19 protein-coding genes are annotated in these 21,174 nt (G+C 69.7%); 7 read left to right on the top strand and 12 right to left on the bottom strand.

What is annotated here, in order from left to right; genetic code table 11:
* The 3 genes from AC1DU6_RS04130 to AC1DU6_RS04140 form a co-directional block, all read left to right on the top strand.
* A partial coding sequence (locus AC1DU6_RS04130; protein WP_477856142.1) for a dockerin type I domain-containing protein occupies window positions 1–2,035 on the top strand: 2,035 nt, incomplete at its 5' end.
* Window positions 2,036–2,075: 40 nt separating this feature from the next.
* On the top strand, window positions 2,076–2,663 hold the full coding sequence (locus AC1DU6_RS04135; RefSeq protein ID WP_477856143.1) for a cohesin domain-containing protein: 588 nt from the start codon (window positions 2,076–2,078) through the stop codon (window positions 2,661–2,663).
* A gap of 35 nt (window positions 2,664–2,698) precedes the next feature.
* A complete protein-coding gene (locus tag AC1DU6_RS04140) occupies window positions 2,699–3,325 on the top strand; it encodes a response regulator (RefSeq protein ID WP_477856144.1) in 627 nt (208 codons plus the stop codon).
* On the opposite strand, the gene AC1DU6_RS04145 is transcribed toward AC1DU6_RS04140, so the two are convergent.
* Window positions 3,311–5,041, bottom strand: coding sequence for an ATP-binding response regulator (locus tag AC1DU6_RS04145; RefSeq protein WP_477856145.1), 1,731 nt, complete (start codon window positions 5,039–5,041; stop codon window positions 3,311–3,313). The two genes, AC1DU6_RS04140 and AC1DU6_RS04145, sit on opposite strands and share 15 nt — an antisense overlap.
* A 104-nt stretch (window positions 5,042–5,145) precedes the next feature.
* Complete coding sequence (locus AC1DU6_RS04150; RefSeq protein ID WP_457323329.1) at window positions 5,146–6,045, bottom strand: AraC family transcriptional regulator; 900 nt, start codon at window positions 6,043–6,045, stop codon at window positions 5,146–5,148.
* A gap of 235 nt (window positions 6,046–6,280) precedes the next feature.
* On the opposite strand from AC1DU6_RS04150, the gene AC1DU6_RS04155 reads away from it, so the two are divergent.
* Together AC1DU6_RS04155 and AC1DU6_RS04160 are read left to right on the top strand one after the other, a co-directional pair.
* The gene (locus AC1DU6_RS04155) at window positions 6,281–7,051 is read left to right on the top strand and encodes an SDR family NAD(P)-dependent oxidoreductase (RefSeq protein WP_477856146.1); all 771 of its coding nucleotides are present in this window, start codon (window positions 6,281–6,283) and stop codon (window positions 7,049–7,051) included.
* Between the two features lie 117 nt (window positions 7,052–7,168).
* Window positions 7,169–10,039, top strand: coding sequence for a helix-turn-helix transcriptional regulator (locus AC1DU6_RS04160; protein ID WP_477856147.1), 2,871 nt, complete (start codon window positions 7,169–7,171; stop codon window positions 10,037–10,039).
* A gap of 9 nt (window positions 10,040–10,048) precedes the next feature.
* On the opposite strand, the gene AC1DU6_RS04165 is transcribed toward AC1DU6_RS04160, so the two are convergent.
* The 6 genes from AC1DU6_RS04165 to AC1DU6_RS04190 form a co-directional block, all read right to left on the bottom strand.
* Complete coding sequence (locus AC1DU6_RS04165; RefSeq protein WP_477856148.1) at window positions 10,049–10,603, bottom strand: alpha/beta hydrolase; 555 nt, start codon at window positions 10,601–10,603, stop codon at window positions 10,049–10,051.
* A gap of 52 nt (window positions 10,604–10,655) precedes the next feature.
* Window positions 10,656–11,540 carry a DMT family transporter gene (locus AC1DU6_RS04170; RefSeq protein WP_477856149.1) on the bottom strand — a complete coding sequence of 295 codons (885 nt, stop codon included), beginning with the start codon at window positions 11,538–11,540 and terminating at the stop codon, window positions 10,656–10,658.
* The gene (locus tag AC1DU6_RS04175; RefSeq protein WP_477856150.1) at window positions 11,537–12,148 is read right to left on the bottom strand and encodes a class I SAM-dependent DNA methyltransferase; all 612 of its coding nucleotides are present in this window, start codon (window positions 12,146–12,148) and stop codon (window positions 11,537–11,539) included. The genes AC1DU6_RS04170 and AC1DU6_RS04175 overlap by 4 nt, the downstream gene beginning before the upstream one ends.
* Window positions 12,149–12,281: 133 nt before the next feature.
* A complete protein-coding gene (locus AC1DU6_RS04180; RefSeq protein ID WP_477856151.1) occupies window positions 12,282–13,952 on the bottom strand; it encodes a long-chain-fatty-acid--CoA ligase in 1,671 nt (556 codons plus the stop codon).
* Window positions 13,949–14,824 carry a DMT family transporter gene (locus tag AC1DU6_RS04185; protein WP_477856152.1) on the bottom strand — a complete coding sequence of 292 codons (876 nt, stop codon included), beginning with the start codon at window positions 14,822–14,824 and terminating at the stop codon, window positions 13,949–13,951. Before AC1DU6_RS04185 ends, AC1DU6_RS04180 begins: the two co-directional genes overlap by 4 nt.
* Before the next feature lie 149 nt (window positions 14,825–14,973).
* Complete coding sequence (locus AC1DU6_RS04190) at window positions 14,974–15,702, bottom strand: TetR/AcrR family transcriptional regulator (protein ID WP_457388501.1); 729 nt, start codon at window positions 15,700–15,702, stop codon at window positions 14,974–14,976.
* Between the two features lie 99 nt (window positions 15,703–15,801).
* On the opposite strand from AC1DU6_RS04190, the gene AC1DU6_RS04195 reads away from it, so the two are divergent.
* Window positions 15,802–16,254, top strand: a complete 453-nt coding sequence (locus AC1DU6_RS04195; protein ID WP_457321050.1) for a nuclear transport factor 2 family protein — start codon at window positions 15,802–15,804, stop codon at window positions 16,252–16,254.
* Here AC1DU6_RS04195 and AC1DU6_RS04200 read toward each other — a convergent pair.
* From AC1DU6_RS04200 to AC1DU6_RS04215, 4 genes are all read right to left on the bottom strand, one after another.
* The gene (locus AC1DU6_RS04200) at window positions 16,218–16,454 is read right to left on the bottom strand and encodes a cysteine-rich CWC family protein (RefSeq protein ID WP_457321048.1); all 237 of its coding nucleotides are present in this window, start codon (window positions 16,452–16,454) and stop codon (window positions 16,218–16,220) included. The genes AC1DU6_RS04195 and AC1DU6_RS04200 overlap by 37 nt on opposite strands.
* Window positions 16,451–16,582, bottom strand: a complete 132-nt coding sequence (locus AC1DU6_RS04205) for a hypothetical protein (protein WP_457321046.1) — start codon at window positions 16,580–16,582, stop codon at window positions 16,451–16,453. The genes AC1DU6_RS04200 and AC1DU6_RS04205 overlap by 4 nt, the downstream gene beginning before the upstream one ends.
* A gap of 167 nt (window positions 16,583–16,749) precedes the next feature.
* Window positions 16,750–17,439 (bottom strand): hypothetical protein, encoded by a 690-nt coding sequence (locus AC1DU6_RS04210; RefSeq protein WP_477856153.1) that lies wholly within the window; start codon window positions 17,437–17,439, stop codon window positions 16,750–16,752.
* An 88-nt stretch (window positions 17,440–17,527) separates the two neighbouring features.
* Window positions 17,528–18,853 (bottom strand): DUF4397 domain-containing protein, encoded by a 1,326-nt coding sequence (locus AC1DU6_RS04215; protein ID WP_477856154.1) that lies wholly within the window; start codon window positions 18,851–18,853, stop codon window positions 17,528–17,530.
* A 215-nt stretch (window positions 18,854–19,068) separates the two neighbouring features.
* Between AC1DU6_RS04215 and AC1DU6_RS04220 the strand changes: the two genes are divergently transcribed.
* The gene (locus tag AC1DU6_RS04220; RefSeq protein WP_457321040.1) at window positions 19,069–21,120 is read left to right on the top strand and encodes an oxidoreductase; all 2,052 of its coding nucleotides are present in this window, start codon (window positions 19,069–19,071) and stop codon (window positions 21,118–21,120) included.
* Window positions 21,121–21,174 lie beyond the last annotated feature (54 nt).

The following is a 21,174-nucleotide window of genomic DNA, read 5'->3' on the forward strand; positions in this document are numbered from 1 at the left end:
GTGCTGCCCCGCCCCCGCGCTGGCCCACAACGACGGCGCCTACTGGCACGACTCCGGGCCCGCGGCGCACAACCCCCAGTGGATGCTGACCCTCGGCGCCACGAAGAAGCTCACCGAGCTGTCCCTGCCGGGTACGCATGACAGCGGAACCTTCCACGGTGTAGGCGGCCCCATCGCGCAGACGCAGACCATGACCATCCGGGAGCAGCTGGATTCGGGCATCCGTTATCTGGACATCCGGCTCAAGTACTACGACCTCCTTGCGCTTCAAGACTGCAACCAGTACTACCAATCGTCGAACTGCGCGCTGCTGGTGTTTCACGGCGGTGTCGACATGTTCCTGCCTTTCGAGAGCGGCGTACTGCAGCCGACCGTCGCCTTCCTGAAAAGCAACCCGTCGGAACTGGTCATCATGAGCGTCGTCATGGAGACGGCCGACTGCAAATGCGACCCAGCGCCTGCGCTCGACGCGTTGCTGGACCAACCCGCCGTCATCGATGGCCTGGCCACAGGTCAAAAGTATGCGGACTATCTGCTGCCCGCCACTTGCCCGGGTCCGGCCACATTGACCTTGGGCCCGGTGCCCCCGCTCAATTCGAAACCCGATCCGAACTCGTGTGACGCACGCGGCAAGGTCCTGCTGACCCACCAATACATGGGTCCGCTGTCCACCCGCCACTACTACCGGCCCATCATTTCGATGGGATACACGGCCGTGCTGTTCGACAAACTCCGCAGCAATCTGGACCTCTATCACCGGCTCTGGCTGCCCGTCAAAGGCCATCTGGCAGACGCAGCCAATATCACCGGCACGAACGCCCTCTACTACGTTGGCAGTGGTGGCTCTGACGGCGGGTTTCCCTATTTCTTCGCCAGCGGCCATTCCAGCGCCGAGACGGGTGCCCCGCGCCTGTCGACCGGGCTGGTGGACGGCGCCACCGCAGACGCCTCCACCTTTCCCGACTTCCCGCGCACCGCATGCGCCCTCGGCCTGTGCACCATTTCCTACGAGGGCATGAACACGCTGATCGCCGACTACGTGATGCGCCCGGAGTTCCACGTTGCCGGCCGCCGCATCGGCATCATCCGCGCGGACTTCCCAGGGTCGCGCTTCATCACGGCGGTAGCCAGCGTGAACGCAGGCGTCACCTTCAACCGCCCGACCTTCGGCTACACCCTGGTGACCTCGGACAGCCGGCCCTACACCCCCGGTACCTGGACCAACCGGCAAGTCGTCATCACGCCCCAGTGCGACGTCGTCTGCATCGGCAATCGAGCGGTCGTGTCGGAGGACACGCCCAACGGCTTCAGCTACACCCTGACGGGCGGTGGCTACAGCGTCAGCTTCACGACCAGCCCCGTCAGGGTCGACCTGAAGCCGCCGACCATCAAGGCAGCCGCGACGACGCAACCCGGCGCAGCGGGCTGGTACACCGGCGACGTGGTCGTGCGCTTCACTTGCGCCGACACGGGTGGCTCGGGCGTCGCGGTCTGCCCCGACGACCTGGTCCTGAGCAAGCAGGGCACCGTGTCCTCCGGCTCGAAGTACGCCGTCGATGTCGCGGGCAACAAGAGCGACAGCAGCAACATCGTCACGGTCAAGATCGACAAGACACCCCCCGCCGTCGTCTACCGCGGCAACCTGGGCTCGTACGCGCCGGGGCAGAGCGTCGATATCACGTGCGAGGCCATGGACAAGGAGTCCGGCGTGGCGTCGACCAACTGTGCCGATATTCGTGGCCTGGCGTCTTCCTTCGGCCCGGGCAGCCACCGCTACAGCGCCATCGCCGCCGACGTCGCCGGCAACACGGGCATGGGTGCGGCCACCTTCACCGTCGTGGCGTTGCCGGGCGATGTGAACTTCGACGGCGCCATCGACTGCCGCGACCAGGCTGTGGTGAAGACCGCGTTCGGCAAGCGCGCCGGCATGCCCGGATTCGACGCGAGAGCGGACGTGAACGGCGACGGCGTGGTCGACATCCGGGACCTGGCGTTCATCGCGCAAAAGCTTGCCGCGGGCACGACCTGCCCCTGAGCGGCCGTCAACGAACTGCATTCGATCCAAGGAGAGAGAGATGACGAAACTGACTTGCCTGTGCGGGATGGTGCTGGCGCTGCTGGCTGCGCCCGCGTCGGCGACGACCCTGTCCTTCGCTGCCCCCGCGCCTGCCGTGCAGGTGGGCGACACCTTCACGCTGGACGTGCTCGTTGCGGACGCACCGGACCTGTACGCCTTCCAGTTCGACATCGCCTTCGACCCGGCGATCGTGCAGGCCAACACGGTGCTGGAAGGCGACTTCCTGTCCGCCGGCGGCCGGGCGACGTTCTTCCTGCCCGGCACCATCGACAACAGCGCCGGCACGGTGTCATTCACGGCCAACACCCTGGCCGGGCCCGGGCCGGGCGTCAGCGGCGACGGCCTCGTCGTGCACCTGTCTTTCCATGCGCTGGCGGCGGGACAAAGCAGCCTGTCGTTCGGGAACGTCGTGCTGCTCGATTCGGCGCTGATGGAGCTCGCCACGACGCACATGGGTGGCGCCATCAGCGTTGCCAGCGTGCCGGAGCCGGCGTCCGTCGCGCTGTTCGGCATCGGGCTGGCCGCCCTCACGGCGGGCGCTCGGCGGCGGGGGCGGCACACGTTGCCGAATCCAGCCCGAACCTGACCCGGACGCCGCGTTTGACGGCATGATGGCGCGGCATGACCGCGCCATTGCACCTCCTTATCGTCGACGACCACCCTGTCGTTCGGGTCGGCATGGCGCAGCTGCTGCGCACGCAGCGCGAGGGCTGCGAGGTGAGCGAAGCCGACAGCCTGCCCGCCGCGCAAGCACTGCTGGCACGCCGGCCCGACGTGGCCCTCGTCGTGCTCGACGTGCACCTGCCTGGACTCGCGCCGTTGCAGGCCCTCCAGCAGCTGCGCGCCGAGTGGCCGCTGCTGCCGGTGCTGCTGATGTCGGCCGACAGCGACCCGCTGCTGGCCATGCGCGCCCTCGACGGTGGCGCCGCCGGCTGGCTACCCAAGAGCGCCGACGTGGGTGTGCTGTTCGGCGCACTGGAGCTGGTGCTGGCCGGCGGCTGCTACCTGCCACCCTTCCTGCTGCAGCGCAGCAGCGACCTGCCCGACGAGGCGCTCACGCAGCGCCAGGCCGAGGTGCTGGCCGAGCTGGTGAAGGGCCGTAGCAACAAGGAGATCGCGCGCGAGCTGGGCATGGGTGAACCGACGGTCAAGGGTCATCTGGTGACGATTTTTCGCATCCTGCGCGTGCGCAACCGCGCCGAGGCCGCGCTGGCCGGGCAGGCGCGGCTGGCCTCAATGCGGTTCTGAGGGCGGTTCGGCATTCGGTTCTGAGGGCGCGCTGAGCCAGGCGCGCAGCGCCGCCGCCGGCAGTGGCTTGCGCGCCGGCTGCACGCGCAGCGCACGCAAGGCCTTCGCGCTCATCGGCAGGGTCTCGCCGCTGATCAGCAGGGCCGGCAGCCTGTCGCCGAACGCCTCGCGCAAGGCCTCGATGGCGCTCAGCCCATCGCCTTGCGCGAGCCGCCAATCGCTGATGAGGCGCTGCGGCCGGGCACCGGCCGCGCGCAGGCGCGCCAGCAGCGGCGCCACCGCGGCTTCGGCCCAGACCTCGCAGCCCCAGGTGCGCAGCAGGGTCACGGTGGCTTCGCGCACCGCTTCGTCGTCCTCCACCAGCGCCACACAGCGGCCCTGCAGCGGCTGCCCCTGCGGCACGGTGCGAGGCTCGGTCAGCAGGCGGGGCTCGTCCTCGGGCAGGCTCACGGCGAAGCAGCTGCCGTGACCCAGGCGGCTGCGCAGGTCCACCGGATGGTCCAGCAGCCGGGCCAGCCGCGCGACGATGGCCAGGCCCAGGCCGTGGCCGCGGCGCCGGTCGCGCCCCGGGTTGGCGAGCTGCACGAACTCCTGGAAGATGCGCCTGTGGTGCTCGGGCGCGATGCCCGGGCCGGTGTCCCAGACGGCGACCTGCACACGGCCCGCGCGCTGCCGCGCCGCCAGCAGCACGCCGCCGTGCACGGTGTGCGTGAGCGCGTTGGACAGCAGGTTGCGCAACAGGCGTTCGAGCTGCTGCGCGTCGCTGCGCACCCAGAGCGCCGTCGGGCGCAGCCGCCACTGCAAGCCCTTGGCTTCGGCCAGCACCGCGTATTCGGTGGAGAGACGCTCGAACAAGGGCTGCAGCGGCAGCGAGCGGCACTGCGGCTGCAAGGCGCCGCTGTCCAGGCGTGACACGTCGAGCAGGTTTTCCACCAGCCCGTCCAGCGCCTGCGCCATGGCCTGCAACTGCTCCGCCGTCTGCGCCGCACGCCGGCCCTGCAGCTCGTGCGCGGCCTGTGCGGCCAGCAAGCCCAGCGCATGCACGGGTTGGCGCAAGTCATGGCTGGCGGCGGCCAGGAAGCGCGTCTGCGCTTCGCGCGCAGCCTGGGCTTGGGCCAGCAAGGCCTCGCGCTCGAAGCGCAGCGCGTGGCTCTCGCGCAGCAGTCGGGTGTGGCGCAAAGTCAGCGCCATCGCCAGGGCCACGGCCGACAGCACCAGCAAAGCGTTGTAGGCGCCGCTCCAACTGCCGAGCGACAGGAAGAGCGCGATCAATGCCACGGCGACGGGGGCGATCAGCATCACGAAGGCGCGCGGTTGCGGCGCCATCACGTTGATGCTGGCCACGCAGGTGATGCAGGCCAGCATGGCGGCGTACATCTGGGTGGCAGGCTGCCGCGCGTCGAAAGCCATCACCAGCGCCAGCGCCCAGAGTGCACCGGTGAGCAGCGCACCCAGCTCGGCGCGGCGCTCCCACGGTGCGGGGTCAGCGGCTTGCGGCAGCTGCGCCACCTGGCGCTTCCACAGCACGCGCAACACGATCAGCGCTGCAAATGCCGCGCCCCAGGCCAGCAGCGCCGGCAGCGCCACCCGGTCGATCTGCGTGCCCACATGCAACAGCACCAGCAGCGCCGCCGCCACCAGGCTCACGCCGCTCTGGGCGTAGAACAACAGCAGCATCGCGCGGCGCGTACGTTCGTCCAGGGGATGGGGCAGCATGCCCCGCATCATGCCCAGCGGCGCGCGCGTTGCCAGCCCTCCGAACGGATAGGCCCCGGGTGACGACTGCAATCCCCGGGGGTGTGTTGAGAAAGATGGCCGCTTCAGGCGGGCAACGATCCCGCGCCCATCGCCCGCAGCCCCAGCCGCAGCTTGTCCCGCCCGGGCGGCGCGCCGAACAAGCGGCTGTACTCGCGGCTGAACTGCGAGGGGCTGTCGTAGCCGACGCTGTAGCCGATGGCCGCGACGTCGCCGGCGTCCGCCAGGATGCGTGCCCGCGCCTCTTGCAGCCGGATCAGCTTCTGGTACTGCAACGGGCTCATGGTCGTCGCGCCGCGGAAGTGGCGGTGAAAGGACGACTCGCTCATGGCCACCATGTCGGCCAGCATCGGGATGGAAATGGCTTCGGCGTGATGGTTGCGAATGAAGCGGATGGCCCGCCCGATCTGCGACAGCCGGCTGTCGGCCAGGCCGATCTGCCGCACCATGGCGCCCTGCGCGCCGTGCAGCAGCCGCCACACCAGCTCGCGCTCCACCAGCGGGCCCAGCACGGCGGCGTCGCGCGGCGAGTCCTTCAGCCGCAGCAGGCGCACCACGGTGTCCAGCAGGTCCTCGGGCGCGTTGCTGACCGCAAAGCCGGCGGGTTCGCTCGCGGCCACTTCCGCGGGGTCCAGCTCCAGCAGCAGGGAGGAGATGGTTGCCAGCTGCAGCGTCAAGCCCGCGGCCAGGTAGGGAAGTTCGGGGCTGGCTTGGATCACGCAGCCGGCGATGGGCAGGTCCACGCTCACCACGAGGAACTGGCCCTCGCGGTACTCGAACATCTCGTCGCCCAGCATGGCGCGCTTGGCGCCCTGCGCCACGACCACGAAGGTCGGCTCCAGCACCACGTGCTGGAGCTCCGTCGGAGCCTCGGCCGCTACCGCGAACACGTCGCCTGCATTGCGATCACCCTTTGAGGTGGCGTGGCGCTTGATCAGCCTTTGCAATTCTTCGAGTGAGCCCATGGCGCAACCGTACCCGCTGCGCCCGTGCGGCTCAAGAGGCGTGCGAACGAACCGCTCAGGAATGACTGGATCGTGCAAGAGCTTGGCGGTTTTGGGCTATCGGCCCTGGGGCGGCCGCCCGGCTCGGTTCGAGCGGGCCGCACGATGGGCGAATCGTGCAATCACATGACCGGAATCGACTGCTCGAAATGGGCGCCGGCCGATTCAATGCGGGCCTTCGCGCAAGGAGGTCCACATGACGATGCAAGGCAACACCATTCTCGTCGCCGGCGGCACCCGCGGCATCGGCCGCGGCCTGGCCGAACTGCTGTGCCGGCTGGGCAACGAGGTCATCATCTTCGGCGGCGAGCCTGGCGCCGCCCAGGCCGTCGCGCGCGCCAACCCCCGCATGCGGGCCATCGACCTGGATCTGACCAACCCCTGGAGCGTCGCTGGCTTCTGCGAGCAGATCGCCGCGACTTGGGCCCACCTGAACATGCTCGTCAACATCTCGATCGCCTTCCCGGTGAGGGATCTGCCGGGCTTGCATGCGCTGCTCGACGCTGACGACAGCGACGAGAAGCTGGAAGCCCATCAGCTGGGCGTCCAGCAGCTGACCGGCGCGCTGTTGCCTCACTTTCGCAAGCGAGCGCGCAGCTCGGTCTTGAACGTCGCCGCAGGACCGATGCTGGCGCTGCCGAATGCACGGCGAGGAAGGCGCGTGGACGGCCTGGTCGTCGAGACCGGCCTGCCAGCCTGCGCCATGTCGGTCAGAAAGCGCTGGGCCAGCGCCTGCATCGACGTGACCGACGTCGCCGTTCCGTCACGCGCGGAGCGCATGAGCCCGGCGCATGCCTCCCGGCCCCACGGCGTGCCCCGGGCCGAGTTCATCTCCAGCGTGGCTCACCTGCTCGCCGAAGGCCTGCACGAAGCGGCGGCCCTGTCACGGTTGCGAGCCCTCTGGCCGGCGGCCCAGCCCGCGACGCAAAAGTCCCGGGACGACGATCTGGTCTCGGAATACCACTGAATCAGCACGGCACCATTCGACGCCGTATTCGGACACACCATCGGGATAATGGCCGCGGCGCCGCCCGCGACAACCGAGACCTGGGCAGGCCGTCCCTCCCAAAGCGTGAAGCGTCTCTTGAGTCCCCTGATGGTCGGTCGCGACAGCGAGCTGGATGTGCTCGCGGACGCGTTCGCCGACGCCTGCGCGGGAACGGTGCGCACCGTCGTGATCAGCGCAGAGGGTGGTGGCGGCAAGAGCCGGCTGATCCGGGAAGCAACCGAGCGCCTCGGCCGCCAGTCCCTGGTCCTGAGCGGCTGGTGTGTCGAGCAAAGCGAGCCGGGGCTGCCGTTCGCGCCCTTCGTCTCGGCCGTGCGGCGCCTGGTGCAGCTGCGCGGCGTTGCCGAGATCGTCACTCTCGTGGGGCATTCCGGCGCGCGCGAACTGGCACGGCTGCTGCCCGAGCTGGGGCCAGCACCATCGGAAGGCGACCCCGGCATGGCGCGCTCGCGGCTGTTCGAGTCATTGCGCCTGCTGCTCCAGAGTCTGGCCGCCCAGGCCCCGGTGGTGCTGGTGCTGGAAGACCTGCATTGGGCCGATCGCGCGACGCGCGACCTCCTCGCCTATCTGGCTCGCAACCTGCAGGGCACCCGCCTGCTGCTGGTCGCGTCGTACCGGACCGAGGCGCTGGCAGGAGCGCATCCGCTGCGTGGCGGATTGGCCGAGCTGGCCCGGATTGAAGGGGTGACCCCGCTCGCCCTGCCGCGCCTGTCGCGCACCGACGTGGCGCTGCACCTGAGCGCCATGCTGGGCCATGAGCCGGCGCCCGATGTCGTGAACGCCGTCCACACCCGCGGCGGTGGCGTGCCGCTGTTCACCGAAGCCCTGGTCACGCCGGAGGGTGCCGTGCGAACCCAGCTGCAGGGTTCGCTGCGCGATCTGCTGCTTGGCGCGGTGAACGAGTTGCCGGAGCGGGCACGCGAAGTCCTTCACGCGATGGCGGTGGGTGGCCTTCGCGTCGGGCATCGGCTGCTGGCCGCCGTCGTCGGCGCCGATGGCCTGGATGCAGCGCTTCGCGCCGCAGTCGCATCGCATGTCGTCATCGCGGCCGATGCGGAGGGCTACGCCTTCCGCCATGCCTTGATCCAGGAGGCGATCCGCGACGAACAGCTGCCCGGCGAACGGCAGCGCCTGCATCGCGCCTACGCCGAGGCCCTCGAGGCCGACCCGTCGCTGGGCGCAGACGCCTGGGTGGCGGCCAGCATCGCCTTGCACTGGCGCGCGGCAGACGACCCGGCCCGGGCGCTCAACGCGGCCTGGCAGGCCGCGCGGGAAGCCACCGCCCGCCTGGCCTATGCCGRGCAGTTGACGATGCTCGAACATGCACTCGACCTGTGGCCCCGCGTCGAGCCGACGCAGCGCCCGCAAGGCATCGATCGGGCGCAGCTGCTGGAGGCCGCGGCTGATGCCGCCTGCTGGGCCGTTGAGACCGAGCGTGGGCAGCGCATCGTCGAAGCGGGCCTCGCAGAACTCGATCCGGTGACCGACGGCGAGCGCATCGCCGCGCTGTTGCTCGAGCGCGCCATGATGCGCCAGCAGAGCCTGCATGCGGGCGAGCTGGCCGACCTTCGCGAGGCACTGCGTCTTGCCCCAGGGCCGACGCGCACACGGGCGGCGGCGCTCGGCCAGATCTGCCGTGCGCTGGCCCTGCACGGTCGCGCCAACGAGATACAAGCGCTGGCGGACGAGTTGGACGCGTTGGCGATGCGGCTCGGCGAGGCCGAGTGGACGGTCGAGGCCCTGGTGTCCGGTGCACTCGCCCGGCCTGTCGGCGACATGGCCGCGATGACGCGGCTTGAACGCGCCTTGGGTGAAGCGCAGGCCGGCGCTTCAGGGCGTGTGGAGATGATCGCCCGCGTCGCGATGGTCGACCTGCTCGATGCGCGCGGCGAGCACGCGGCGGCGGTCGAGGCGGCAGGCATGGCCTGGCAGCGGGCACGCCAGCTCGGCCAGGCCCGCTATATGGGCGCGTCCGTCGCCCAGCTTCTTGCGCGTGCGCTGATGGCCGTCGGGCGCTGGGACGACGCGATCGACCTGATTGCAGAGGCTCGCGAACTCGATCCCTCGCCTCTGGGCAGCCTGCAGTTGTCGCAGGTGGATGGCCTCATCGCGGCCGGCAGAGGCAATCTGGCCGCGGCAGAGCGCGCCTTGAAAGCCCTGACCGCCGCCGGAGAGAGTCCGCAGGACGCGCCTCGCCGCGCCGCCGCACAGCGCCAGCTGTCGATGGCGATCGCCCTGCTTCAAGGCGACACGGCCGCCGCCGTCGAGGCCGGCCATGGCATCGGGGCGCTCAGGGGCTGGCTGCCGCCACGACTGCTCTGGCCGCTGATCGCCCATGCCTGGCGTGTCTGTGTCGAATCGGGCAGGGCCGATGCGCTGCGCGATCTGCTCGTGGAATCGTCCGAGCATCTGGCCAAGCCCGGCCCGGTGGAGCGGGCTTGCGCCCTGACATCGCTGGCCGAGCGCAGCCGCCTGGGCGGCGGTTCGGATGCGGTCGCCTGGGGCGCCGCGGTCGCGGCCTGGCAGGAGATCGGCAACCTTCCATGGCTGGCCTACGCGCTGATGCGCCAGGGTTCCGCGTGGCTTGCCGCCGGCCAGCGCGGCGCGGCCACAGCGGCACTGCAGCGCGCGGCGCAGCTCGCGCGGCAGCTGGGCGCCGAGCCCTTGAGCGCGCAACTCGCCACCGCGGCCGGCCGGGGCAGGGTCGAGCTCTGGCCGGGCGAGGGCGGCGCGCCCTCAGCCTCGCCCCAGGGCCTGACGGCGCGCGAGGTCGAGGTGTTGGCGCTGCTGGTCGAGGGCCGCTCGAACAGGGAGATCGCCGCGGCGCTGTTCATCAGCGTGAAGACGGCGAGCGTGCATGTGTCGAACATCCTGGCCAAGCTCGAGGTGCCGTCGCGAGGCGCCGCTGCGGCGGCCGCGCACCGGCTCGGCCTGGTCAGCGCCGTGTGAGGCCGCCGGCTACAGCGCCCTGATGTCGGCGATCAGTTCGGGGAATGCCTTCGCAGAGAAGGAATGGCCGCGATCGGTGAAGGCACGTGAGGTCGCGCCCGGGAGTTTTTCGGCCCACCGGGCCAGGTGCGAGAAGGGAACCCACTCGTCGTCCGCGCTGTGATACAGCACGATCGCGCCCATGCTGGGCACGGTCGCGGCGAAATCGACGGGCAGCGCGAAGTCGTCGCCACCCCATTCGCCATCGGCGCATTTGTAGGGCGTGGCGATGAGGAACAGCCCGGCCAGCGACAGGTCCCGGCGCTCCTCGGCCAGGTACTTCAGCATCGCGGCACCGCCCAGGGAGTGCGCCACCACGATGCTCGGGTCGCCGGAGTTTTTCAGCTCGGCCGCCATCTCGTCCTTCCATGTCTTGTAGACCACGTTCTCCAGCCCGGAGAACTTGGGATAGCGGACTGCATGATCGGGCGCGATGGCGTTCTTCAGATAAGTCGCCAAGGCCTGGTCTTCGGCGTGCGCGCCTTCGCCCGCGCCTTGCACAAACAAGATGTCGTGGTTCTGCATTGACTTGTCTCCTGGGTTGACTGGACTTGATCGATCGTTGGGGCTTGGCCGCCTAGCCTTTTGCGGGCGATGCGGTCGCCATGCCTCGCGGCCCGCGCGAGGTGGCCAGCCAGGAGCCGCAGAGGATGAGGGCGAAGGCAATGAGGATGCGGCCCTCGAGCGGCTCGCCGAGCAGTGCCACGCCCGCGGCGACGGCCACGGCTGGCGACGCGTAGGTGATCACGACAGCCCGCTCCGGGCCGACCTCGCGTATCAGCAGGAAGAAGGCCGCGAATGCGACCGCCGTGCAGGCGATGCCCAGCGCGACGATCGCGATGGTGGCCTGGGTGCTGGGCCAGGCGGCGGGCCAGCTGCCCAGGGCCGGGGCCAGATAGGCCAGCGCCGTGATGGCAAGGCATGCCGTCGTCATCGGGATCGCGGGCGCTTCGCCGAGCCAGCGCGCCGCGATCATCGAACCGCCCGCATAGCAGGCGGCGGCGAGCAGCACCTCGAGCACGGACAACTGATCGCCGCCGAGTGCCGGCAGCGCCAACACCGCAACGCCCGCAAGCCCGCACAGCAGGCCGGCGAGGCGGCCTGCACCGAGGCGGTCGTGATCGCGGCGCATTCGATTCAGCGCCACCGTGATGATGGGCGTGGCCGCCACCAGCAAGCCGGCCATCGAACTGCTGATGTGCAGCTCGCCATGCACGATCAAGCCCTGGGGAACGATCATCTCGACGACCGCGAAGGCAAGGATGGGGCGCCAGTGCGCTCGCAACGCCGCGAAGCCGGCACCACGCAGCGCGAACGGCAGCAGCACCGCGGCTCCCAGCGCCGTGCGGGCAAAGACGATGAAGGGCACCGGCACCTCCGCGACGGCCACCTTGATCAGCAGATAGGGCATGCCCCAGAGCACGCTGAGCATGATGAACAGGGCGAGGCCGCGCCGGCTCATGGCGCCCTCCTGGCCAGGAAAGTGACCCAGTCGTTGCCGTCGCCGCCGACGCTCCGGACCCGCCACGCGACCGACAGACCGGCCGCGGCGAGCCGCGCGGCGAAGCGCTCGCCGGTCCAGCACACGGTGTGCCATTCGCCGTCCGTCTCGCCTTCGCCCTCGCGCATCGCGACCAGGCAAGCCCCGCCGGGCTTCAGGGCCGCGTGGATCTTGCGCAGCACGGTATCGATCTGCTCGCGGTCGACGTAGATCAGCACCCCCATGGCGAGCACGCCGTCATAGGGCCCGCCGAGCTCGTCGGTGATGACGTTCAACAGATCGGCCGCCTTGCCACGCTCCGCCATCAGGTCCAGGAAGGCTTGCGCAGCGTCGCTGCGCCGGACGACCGCGCCGAGCGCCTCGACGAAGTCCGCGTCGCGCCCCGGGCCGGAACCGATCTCCAGCACCGACCCGCCGGGCGGCAGGCAGTGCACCAGACGCTGCAGCGCCTCCTGGATGTGCGGCGGGCGCTCGGCGTCGACGAGCGTGTCGTACTGGCGCGCATACGCCTCGTAGGACTGCACGGTACGCCGCGTGTTTGCCATGGCGCTGGCGGTCGGCTTGGGCATCGCTTCCTCTTGCGGTGATCGATGCCGTTCAGTCTGGGTCTAAGGCATGCCAACGCTCATGGGGCGAAATGCCTAGGCGCCGCTGCCGCGCAGGCTAGGTAAAAGCCCGGCACAGGGCTGACGCGCAAGCGGATCAGCCCCCACGCGTCTTCTCGCGCTCCTGCAACGCCCGCCACATGACCTTGCCGGCGCCGCTCTTGGGCAGGCTGTCCATGAACTCGATCAGGGCCGGTACCTTGTAGGCGGCCATGTTGGCGCGGCACCAGTCGCGCAGCTCGTCGGCTGTCAGTGACTCATGGCCGGTGCGCTTGACGACCACCGCCTTGACCGTCTCGCCGCGATAGGCGTCGGGCGCCGAGATGATGCAGGCCTCGGCAATGCCCGGGTGGGCGTGCATCAGGTTCTCGACCTCGCTCGGCCAGACCTTGAAGCCGCTCGCGTTGATCATGCGCTTGAGCCGGTCGGTCATGAAGAAGTAGCCATCGGCGTCGGCATAGCCGATGTCGCCGGTGCGAAAGAAGCGCTTGCCCTCGAACTCGATGAAGGCAGCCGCGGTCGCGTCGGGGCGGCGCCAGTAGCCGTCGAAGACCATGGGGCCGTGGACGATGATTTCGCCGGCCTCACCGGGCGGCAGCTCCTTGAGCGTGTCGGGGTCGACGACGCGCGCGTCGCAGCTGATGTAGGGCACGCCCAGGCATTGCTGCTTGGGTGAGTCGTAGGGGTTGCTGTGGCTGGGCGCGGCGGTCTCGGTCAGGCCATAGCCTTCCATGTAGCGCAGGCCCCAGCGCTGCCACAGCCGCTCGGCAATGGCCTGCGGCATGGACGCGCCGCCGCCGCCGATCGTGACCATGCTGCTCAGGTCGAAGCTGTCCACCTGCGGGCTGGCCAGCAGGTCGATGACCATGGTGGGGATGTTGGTCCAGCGCGTGACGTGGTGCTCCTTGATGAGGCGGGCGGCGTACTCGCGCTGCCAGCGGGGCATCAGCACCAGACAGGCGCCGGCCGCCAGCGTGCCGTGCATGATGACGACCATGCCGGTGATGTGGAACATCGGCACGACGCCGAGCACCACGTCCTCGTGGCTGACATTGGCCCACAGGCCGCCGGCAAAGATGTTGTGCTGCAGGCTGCGATGCTTGTGCATGCAGCCCTTGGGATGGCCCGTCGTGCCACTGGTGTAGGGCAGCAGGGCGAGGTCGTCGGCGCCCACTTCCAGGGCCGGTGGCGCGGCGGTGCAGGCGAGCGCGTCGGCCCAGGCGGTGGTGCCGGCGGGCAGGGCGATGTCGGTGTTGAGCCAGTCGGCCCAACCCGTGGGCAGGCCAGCGCCATCGGAATGCCCGCCGGGCAGCACCTCCGCCAGTCGGGTGACGAGCAGATCCTGGGCCGCCATGCCGGCCGACAGCCACTCGGCGCTCAGGTCGGCGCTGGTGATGGCGAGCACGGCGCCGCTGTCCTCGATCAGATGCTTGATCTCCGCCGCCTTGTTCATCGGGTTGACGGGCACGACGACGGCGTTCGCGCTCAGCACGGCGTAGTGCGCGATGACGAGCTGCGGGCAGTTCTGCAGGCCCACCAGCACGCGGTCACCCCGCTTGATGCCCCGCTCGGCCAGCCACGCCGCCAGGTGTGCCACCTGGGCAGCCAGTTCGGCGTAGGTGGTCGTCTGGCCCAGGAAGACCAGCGCCGGCCGATGCGGGAAGCGGCGCGCACTGACCGCCAGGTTGTCGGGCAGGGCCGTGGCCGGCGGCTCGATGGCATGCGCCACGCGGACGGGCCAGAACTTGTGATGTGCTCGGGGGGTCATGCGGGCGTCTCCGTTTTCCTCTGCGCGACGACGAGATAGACGCCGAGCAGCGTCACTCCCATGCCGGCGATGGCTTGTGCGCCGAGTGTCTCGCCGAACAGCAACCACGCCATCACCGAGGTGACAGAGGGCACCAGATACATGGTGCTTGACACCGCCGTCACGCGGCCATGGCGCAGCATGTAGAACATCAGGCTGATGCCACCGGCCGTGAGCACGAGGACGCTCCAGGCCATGGCGACCAGTACCTGGGCGTTCCATTCAATGCGCATCGGCTCCAGCCACCAGGCCAGGGGCCAGGTGACGGCCAGAGCCGCCACGAACTGCACGACCTGGCCGGTGCGCAGGTCGAACTGCGGCACGAAGCGCTTCTGGTACAGCGTGCCGCCGGTGATGGCGAGCAGGGCCATCAGGCACAGCAGCAGCGGCGGGCCGTAGCTCGTGCCCAGGTTGAGCTTGTGCCAGATGACGAGGACGACGCCGGCCAGCCCCAGGGCCACGCCGGCCCATTGCCGCGGTGCCACACGCTCGCCGATCAGCGGCGCTGCCGCCGCCACCAGCACCGGCTGCAGGTTGACGATCAGCGCCGCCGTGCCAGCCGGCAGGCCCTGGCGGATGGAGACCCAGACGCCGCCGAGGTAAAGCGCCTGGATGCCCAGGCCGGCGATGGCCAGATGGGCCATGTCGCGGCGCGACGGCCACGGCGCCCGCGCGGCAAAAGCCAGGCCCAGCATCAGCGCGACCACGCCGGCATAGCGCCAGCTCAGGAAGGTCAGCGGGTCGGCATACGGCGCGGCCAGCTTGGCAACGATGTAGCCGGTGGCCCAGATGAAGATGAAGAGGGGTGGGGCGAGGCGGTCGAGGGCGGTCATGGGAGACCGATCATGCCTCGCTCATCGAACGACGGCGTGTTCGGGCCGAGCGCTGGGCCGCTCCCGAGCCGGCCCGCTTGGTGATGTGCTCGCGGCTCAATGCCGCGAGCATCACCGTCCCCGCGGGGGACCGACCAGGTCGCGCGCGTTCAGCGCAGCGAGGCTGGTCGAGGGGCTAACACCATTGCACACATCAGTCTCACCAGTTCCACCGGCTCCGGGAGCGGGCCGGGCAAAGGCAAGCCGGCGAAGGCCCCGTCCAGGCTCAGATGTGACAGGCCATGGGCCAGGCTCCATCCCGTCAGCGCGATCAGCGGGCCAGCCGACGCGTCGAAGCGGGTGGCTGCGTCCAGCAGCACGCGGAACGACGCCTCCGCCGCGCGATCCAGGCCCGGGTGCTGCTGGCGCGACGCGAGCACGGGGCCGAACATGAGGCGAAAGCGCGCCGGCCGGCGCCGGGCGAAGTCGACATAGGCGGTGGCGATGGCCAAAAGCTGCTCGCGCGCATCGGCCGGGTGGGCGTTGACGCCCGCCTGCATGGCCGCACCCAGCTGCTCGAAGCTGCGCGCCGCCAGCATGGCCAGCAGCTCCGGCAGGCCGGCGAAGTGGTGATAGGGCGCCGCATGCGAGACGCCGGCGCTGCGGGCGACGTCTCGCAGGCTCAGCGCCGCCGCGCCGCGCTGGGCCAGCAGGGCCTCGGCCGCGTCCAGCAGCGCCTCGCGCAGCTCACCGTGGTGATAGGCACCAGCCGCTTTCGCACGCGGGCGCGGCGGGCGGTCGGCGGCGAGCTGGCCCGCGACCTTCCCGGCCCGCGGCGCACGCACTGGCTTGGTTTCGTCTTTGCCGGAGGGCGGTCGGGTCGGCGCAGCCTTGGTCATGCACCGCATCTTGCCACCAGCAAGATCAAGGGGGATACTGCCATCATCTTTACATCGTCAAGATCATGCAGGTCTGACGGGTTGACAAGGAGAGCGGCCATGTACCACGCCATCGTCAAACGCAAGCTGCTGGCGGCCTTTGCGGCGCTGAACGCGGGGCGCTATGAGGGCATTCCGGGCCAGTTCGCGGCGCAGCATTGCCACAGCATGGTCGGCAACCACGCGCTGGGTGGCGAGCGCCGTGACCTGGCCGCGACGACGCGCTGGTATTCACGCCTGCAGCGCCTGCTGCCGGGTTTGCGCTTCGAGGTGGACGGCGTCTGGGTCAGCGGCTGGCCCTGGCGCACGCGGGCCGTCGTGGCCTGGCGCGACCGTTTCCAGCTGCCCGGCGGCCGCGAGGGCCGCAACCGCGGCATGCATGAATTCGAGCTGCGCTGGGGGCGCGTCAGCGCGTTGACGGTGCATTGCGACACGGCCCGGCTGGCGGGCTATCTGGCCGAGGTGGCCGCTGCCGGTCAGCCCGAGGCCTTGGCCGAGCCGATCACGGGGTGACGGCGCCCGTCGGCCTCGATCAGCTCGCGCAGGCAGGTCAGGCACAGGCAGCCGCTGTATTGCTCAATGAGCTGGGTGCGCAATCTCTCGGTCAGCCGGATGCCGAAGCAGGCGCAGTGGCCGGCCGGGCCCGATGCCGCGCCGCACTCGAAGCCGCCGCCGCAGCGCGGGCAGTTCGTGTCGAGCAGGGTGCCGCTCATGAACACCATTCCTTGAGCGCCATCCGCGCGGCGAGCGCCCCGCAATCGGCCATGTGCACCTCGGGCCGCGCTGCAAAGCGGGCCTCGCTGCTGTCGTCGGTCGGGACGGTGTTCTTGGCAGTCGCCATCGGGTCATCTGGCCGTAGGGGATGAAGCGGATTGTGGGCCGTAGAGGGCCGCGCCGGGCGGGCTTTCCTGGCGAGCGCCCAACCGGCCATCCCGCAGGACGGCCAGCCCCTCCGTCAATCCGCGCATCATGGGCGCCTCCCTCCCTTGGCGGGATGATGGGCAGGCCTCAAGCCAGGTGGGACTGGGGGTCTTCCGGTGGCGCCAGCGGCGTCGCGCGCGCCAGCGCCATCCAGGTCGCGAAGTCGGGCTTGCAAGCGCGCTTGGGCGCCGGCCGCGCGAGCTCGAGGTGGCTGCCATGGCCGATCAGCACGCCGTAGTCGGGCGGGATCTCCTCGGGCACCGCGATGCCCGCCTTGATGACGAACCAGCACTGGCCGCACAGGGCCTGGTAGGCCGCGGACTTGGCCGGGCGGCGCAGCTCGCCTAGCAGGTCGGCGCGGCTGACCTTGATCTCGTGGATGGCGGGTTCGAGGTAGTCCTCAACCGTACTGTGGCGGATGGAATAGACGTCGGGCATGGCGTTGACCCAGAGCGTCTTGCCCTCTTCGCCGGGCAGCCCGGCGCGCAGCGTGAGGCCGCGCCAGGCGATGCGGCCGGCACGCTGCATCTCGAGGGCAACGCGCTCGACCAGGGTCTCGTGGGCGTCGCGGGCGGTGCGGTTTCGGGTCAGTGAATCGGYGATCAGCGCGACGCCTGTGTCGGTCACACGCAGGCGCTCGCGGCCGCCTGGCTCCTGCAGGCGCTCGACCCAGCCCGCGGCCAGCAGCTCGACTTCGACGAGGTCCTGGCTGGGCCAGCCGGCGCTGCGCCAGAGCAGGCGCAGGCGCTGCAGGTGAAGGCGGGTCGGCGCGGACATGGCGCCATCTTCGCGCGGGCCGGAAAGCGCCAAAAAGTAAAAAGCCCCCGGGGCCGGTGGCCGCGGGGGCTTTATGCACGGGGAGAGCTTACGGGCGCTCGCGCTTGGGCAGGGCGCTCATGAAGGGCACCGGCGAGGTCGCCGTGCCGGGCGTCGTCGTGGTGGGCACCGCGAAGAAGGTCCACACGCTGTTGGCGGGGAAGGCCAGCGCAGCGTTGGTGTAGATCGACGAGGACGTCGTCGGCACCGTCACGTCCACCTGCGAAGCCGTCGTCGACGAGATGCTGTTGGGCACCGAGGCCGTGCCGGGCAGCACGTTGGACGCGATCGCGCTGAAGTCGACGTTCACAGACACGCCCGAGGTCTGGGCGGCGAGGGCGTTGACCAGGCGGATCTTCACGTTGCCGTTGACGGTGGGCAGGCGGTTGTCGTCGTCCAGCACCGACATCTTGGGCGCGGCGGCGTCACCCCAGACCAGCAAGGTGTAGTCCTTGCCGGCGGCCAGGGTCGGGGCCGTGAAGCTGACCGGGGCGCCGTTGACCTGGGTGGACAGCGTGCTGGCGCCCGAGGCGGTCGTCACGTATTCGCTGATCAGCGGGCTGATGGCGCTGCTGAACATCTGCTGGCCGTTGAGGGACGAGCCCACCGTGCCACCCGCGGTGAGGGCGGCGACAGTGCGCACGCGACTCTGGGTGTTGGCGAAGTTCTTGACGGCGCCCTTCTGAACCACAGTGATGCCATTGACGAGCACGCCGCCATCGGAGGCCGTCAGGATCAGCGTGTTGACGCTGGCCGAGTCGAGCGTGACGGCCGGGATGTCCAGGCGCAGGTCGGTGCGCTTGTTGTAGCCGGTCACGCGCACGCGGAAGGTGCCCGAGTTGAGCGTGATGTAACCGCTGCCGGCGCCGCCCTGCAGGTTGGTCGTCAGCGCGGTGGCGGAGTTGATGTCGTCGGTGGCAGTCGTCACGTAGACGTCCATCGCGCCGGCATCGGGGGCCAGGTTCAGCACCAGCAGCTTGGCGCTGCTGGCGGCGGGCGCCGTCTCAGCCTCTTGCAGCAGCGTCGTGCGGATGGCGCCGGCGAAGCCGTAGGTGATGAAGGTGTAGTTGGTGCCCGAAGTCAGCGTGGGCGTCAGGGCCGACACACTGGTACCCACGGGGTCGGCCAGCACCTTGGTCGCGGTGTTGGCGGTGTCGACCTTGGCGTACTCGCCCACGCTCGCATAAGCCACACCGGTATTGATCTTGACATCGTTGACCGACAACGACAGTGCGCTGTAGGAACGCGTGGCGTTGAGCAGGCGGACCTGCGTATCGCTGCTGCCGCCGCCACCGCCGCCGCAGGCGGTCAGGAAAGCAGTGGCCGACAGGCTCAGCGTCAGGACCAGCCGGGTGGCCCAGGGGGTGAATCGCATCGAGAACTCTCCGAAAAAACCAAACCGCCGGGCACTCATCGACAAGAGTGCGGCCAAGAACGCGGATCGCGATTAGAACTCAAGCCGAGGATGTCACGATTTCCACCATCTAGCGGTGGGTGAAGAACTGTTGCTGAGGGGAGGGTCTGCCCCAGTGCTGAGGTGAGGAGAGCACTCCAATTCTTGGGGGGTGTCGCTGGTTAGCATCCGCCGCCATGAACTATCCCCATCTCCTCGCGCCCCTGGACCTCGGCTTCACGACGCTGAAGAACCGCGTGCTGATGGGCAGCATGCACACCGGGCTGGAGGATGGGCGCAAGCATTTCGAGCGCATGGCGGTGTTCTTCGCCGAACGGGCCCGTGGCGAGGTGGGCCTGATCGTCACCGGCGGCTTCGCGCCCAATATCGAAGGCTGGGCCAAGCCCTTCGCGGGCACGCTGGCAACGTCGGGCGCGGCGCGGCGCCACAAGATCATCACCGACGCCGTGCATGCCGAGGGCGGCAAGATCGCGCTGCAGATCCTGCACACCGGCCGCTATGGTTATTCGCCGCTGTGCGTGGCGCCGTCGCGTATCCAGAGCCCGATCAGCCCGTTCACGCCACGTGAGCTCAGCTCGCGTGGCATCGAGCGCCAGATCCGTGCCTTCATCCGCTGCGCGAAGCTGGCCCGCGAGGCCGGCTACGACGGCGTGGAGGTGATGGGCTCCGAGGGTTACTTCATCAACCAGTTCCTGGTGGAACACACCAACCAGCGCACCGACGACTGGGGCGGCAGCTACGAGAACCGCATGCGGCTGCCGCTGGAGATCCTGGCGCGCATGCGCGAGGCCGTCGGGCCGGACTTCATCATCATCTACCGCCTGTCCATGCTGGACCTGGTGCCGGGCGGCAGCAGCTGGGAGGAGGTGGTGGAGTTGGGTCGGCTCGTCGCCAAGGGCGGCGCCACTCTCATCAACACCGGCATCGGCTGGCACGAGGCGCGCATCCCGACCATCGCCACCAGCGTGCCGCGCGCGGGCTTTGCGTGGGTGACGGCAAAGCTTCGCGCCAAGCTGCGCGAGGAAGGCATCACGACGCCGCTGATCACCAGCAACCGCATCAACACGCCCGAGGTGGCAGAGGGCGTGCTGGCCGACGGCAGCGCCGACATGGTGTCGATGGCCCGGCCCTTCCTGGCCGATGCCGAGTTCGTCAAGAAGGCGCGCCAGGGCAGGGCGGACGAGATCAACACCTGCATTGCCTGCAACCAGGCCTGCCTGGACCACACCTTCGCGCAGAAGATCTCGACCTGCCTCGTCAACCCGCGGGCGGCCTATGAGCAGGAGATCGTGATCAAGCCGGTGAATGGCGCGAAGAAGCGCATTGCTGTCGTCGGCGCCGGCCCCGCAGGCCTGGCCGCGGCGACGACGTTGGCCGAGCGCGGCCATGCGGTGACGCTGTTCGACGCGGCGGCAGAGATCGGTGGCCAGTTCAACATGGCCAAGCGCATTCCGGGCAAGGAGGAGTTCAGCGAGACGCTGCGCTATTTCCGCCGCCGCATCGAGATCACCGGCGTCGAACTGAAGCTGAACTGTCGGGCCTCGGCCGAAGACCTGAAGGGCTTTGAAGAGGTGCTGCTGGCCACCGGCGTGAGCGCGCGCAACCCGCGCATCAAGGGCCAGGACGAAGGCCAGGCGCGCGGCCAGGTGCTGAGCTATATCGATGTGCTGAGGCACGGCAAGCCGGTGGGCGGGCGCGTGGCCATCGTTGGCGCGGGCGGCATCGGCTTCGACGTGGCCGAATACCTGCTGGAAGCCGGCCATTCGCTGACGCTGGACCCGGCGGCCTGGCGCCGCCACTGGGGCGTGGGCGACCCGGAACAGGTGCGTGCCGGTCTGCTGCGGCCGGCTCCCGAGGCGCCCACCCGCCAGATCACGCTGCTGCAGCGCAAGGCCGGCAAGCCCGGCGCCGGCCTGGGCAAGACGACCGGCTGGATCCACCGTGCGGCGCTGAAGATGAAGAACGTCGACATGCTGGCCAGCGTCAACTACGAGCAGATCACGCCCGAGGGCCTGTGGGTCAGCTATGGCGAGAAGCGGGCTGATGCCCAGCTGATCGAGGCGGACACCATCGTGCTGTGCGCCGGCCAGGAGCCGCTGCGCGAGCTGGAGGCGCCCTTGAAGGCCGCAGGCGTCAATGTGCACCTGATCGGCGGCGCGCTGGAGGCCGGCGAGCTGGATGCCAAGCGAGCCATCCTGCAGGGCACCAAGCTGGCCTGCTCGCTCTAGCTCGCTTCAGTTCTGGGAGAGCTCCCAGAGCTGGTACAGCGTGTCGTTGTCCTG

The organism is Roseateles sp. P5_B10 (assembly GCF_056400485.1).

Bases quoted from the DNA above. Each gene is read 5' to 3' on its own strand.
- AC1DU6_RS04135 (WP_477856143.1), top strand. From the start codon at position 2,076: ATGACGAAACTGACTTGCCTGTGCGGGATGGTGCTGGCGCTGCTGGCT.
- AC1DU6_RS04140 (WP_477856144.1), top strand. From the start codon at position 2,699: ATGACCGCGCCATTGCACCTCCTTATCGTCGACGACCACCCTGTCGTT.
- AC1DU6_RS04145 (WP_477856145.1), bottom strand. From the start codon at position 5,041: ATGCTGCCCCATCCCCTGGACGAACGTACGCGCCGCGCGATGCTGCTG.
- AC1DU6_RS04150 (WP_457323329.1), bottom strand. From the start codon at position 6,045: ATGGGCTCACTCGAAGAATTGCAAAGGCTGATCAAGCGCCACGCCACC.
- AC1DU6_RS04155 (WP_477856146.1), top strand. From the start codon at position 6,281: ATGACGATGCAAGGCAACACCATTCTCGTCGCCGGCGGCACCCGCGGC.
- AC1DU6_RS04165 (WP_477856148.1), bottom strand. From the start codon at position 10,603: ATGCAGAACCACGACATCTTGTTTGTGCAAGGCGCGGGCGAAGGCGCG.
- AC1DU6_RS04170 (WP_477856149.1), bottom strand. From the start codon at position 11,540: ATGAGCCGGCGCGGCCTCGCCCTGTTCATCATGCTCAGCGTGCTCTGG.
- AC1DU6_RS04175 (WP_477856150.1), bottom strand. From the start codon at position 12,148: ATGCCCAAGCCGACCGCCAGCGCCATGGCAAACACGCGGCGTACCGTG.
- AC1DU6_RS04180 (WP_477856151.1), bottom strand. From the start codon at position 13,952: ATGACCCCCCGAGCACATCACAAGTTCTGGCCCGTCCGCGTGGCGCAT.
- AC1DU6_RS04185 (WP_477856152.1), bottom strand. From the start codon at position 14,824: ATGACCGCCCTCGACCGCCTCGCCCCACCCCTCTTCATCTTCATCTGG.
- AC1DU6_RS04190 (WP_457388501.1), bottom strand. From the start codon at position 15,702: ATGACCAAGGCTGCGCCGACCCGACCGCCCTCCGGCAAAGACGAAACC.
- AC1DU6_RS04195 (WP_457321050.1), top strand. From the start codon at position 15,802: ATGTACCACGCCATCGTCAAACGCAAGCTGCTGGCGGCCTTTGCGGCG.
- AC1DU6_RS04200 (WP_457321048.1), bottom strand. From the start codon at position 16,454: ATGAGCGGCACCCTGCTCGACACGAACTGCCCGCGCTGCGGCGGCGGC.
- AC1DU6_RS04205 (WP_457321046.1), bottom strand. From the start codon at position 16,582: ATGGCGACTGCCAAGAACACCGTCCCGACCGACGACAGCAGCGAGGCC.
- AC1DU6_RS04215 (WP_477856154.1), bottom strand. From the start codon at position 18,853: ATGCGATTCACCCCCTGGGCCACCCGGCTGGTCCTGACGCTGAGCCTG.
- AC1DU6_RS04220 (WP_457321040.1), top strand. From the start codon at position 19,069: ATGAACTATCCCCATCTCCTCGCGCCCCTGGACCTCGGCTTCACGACG.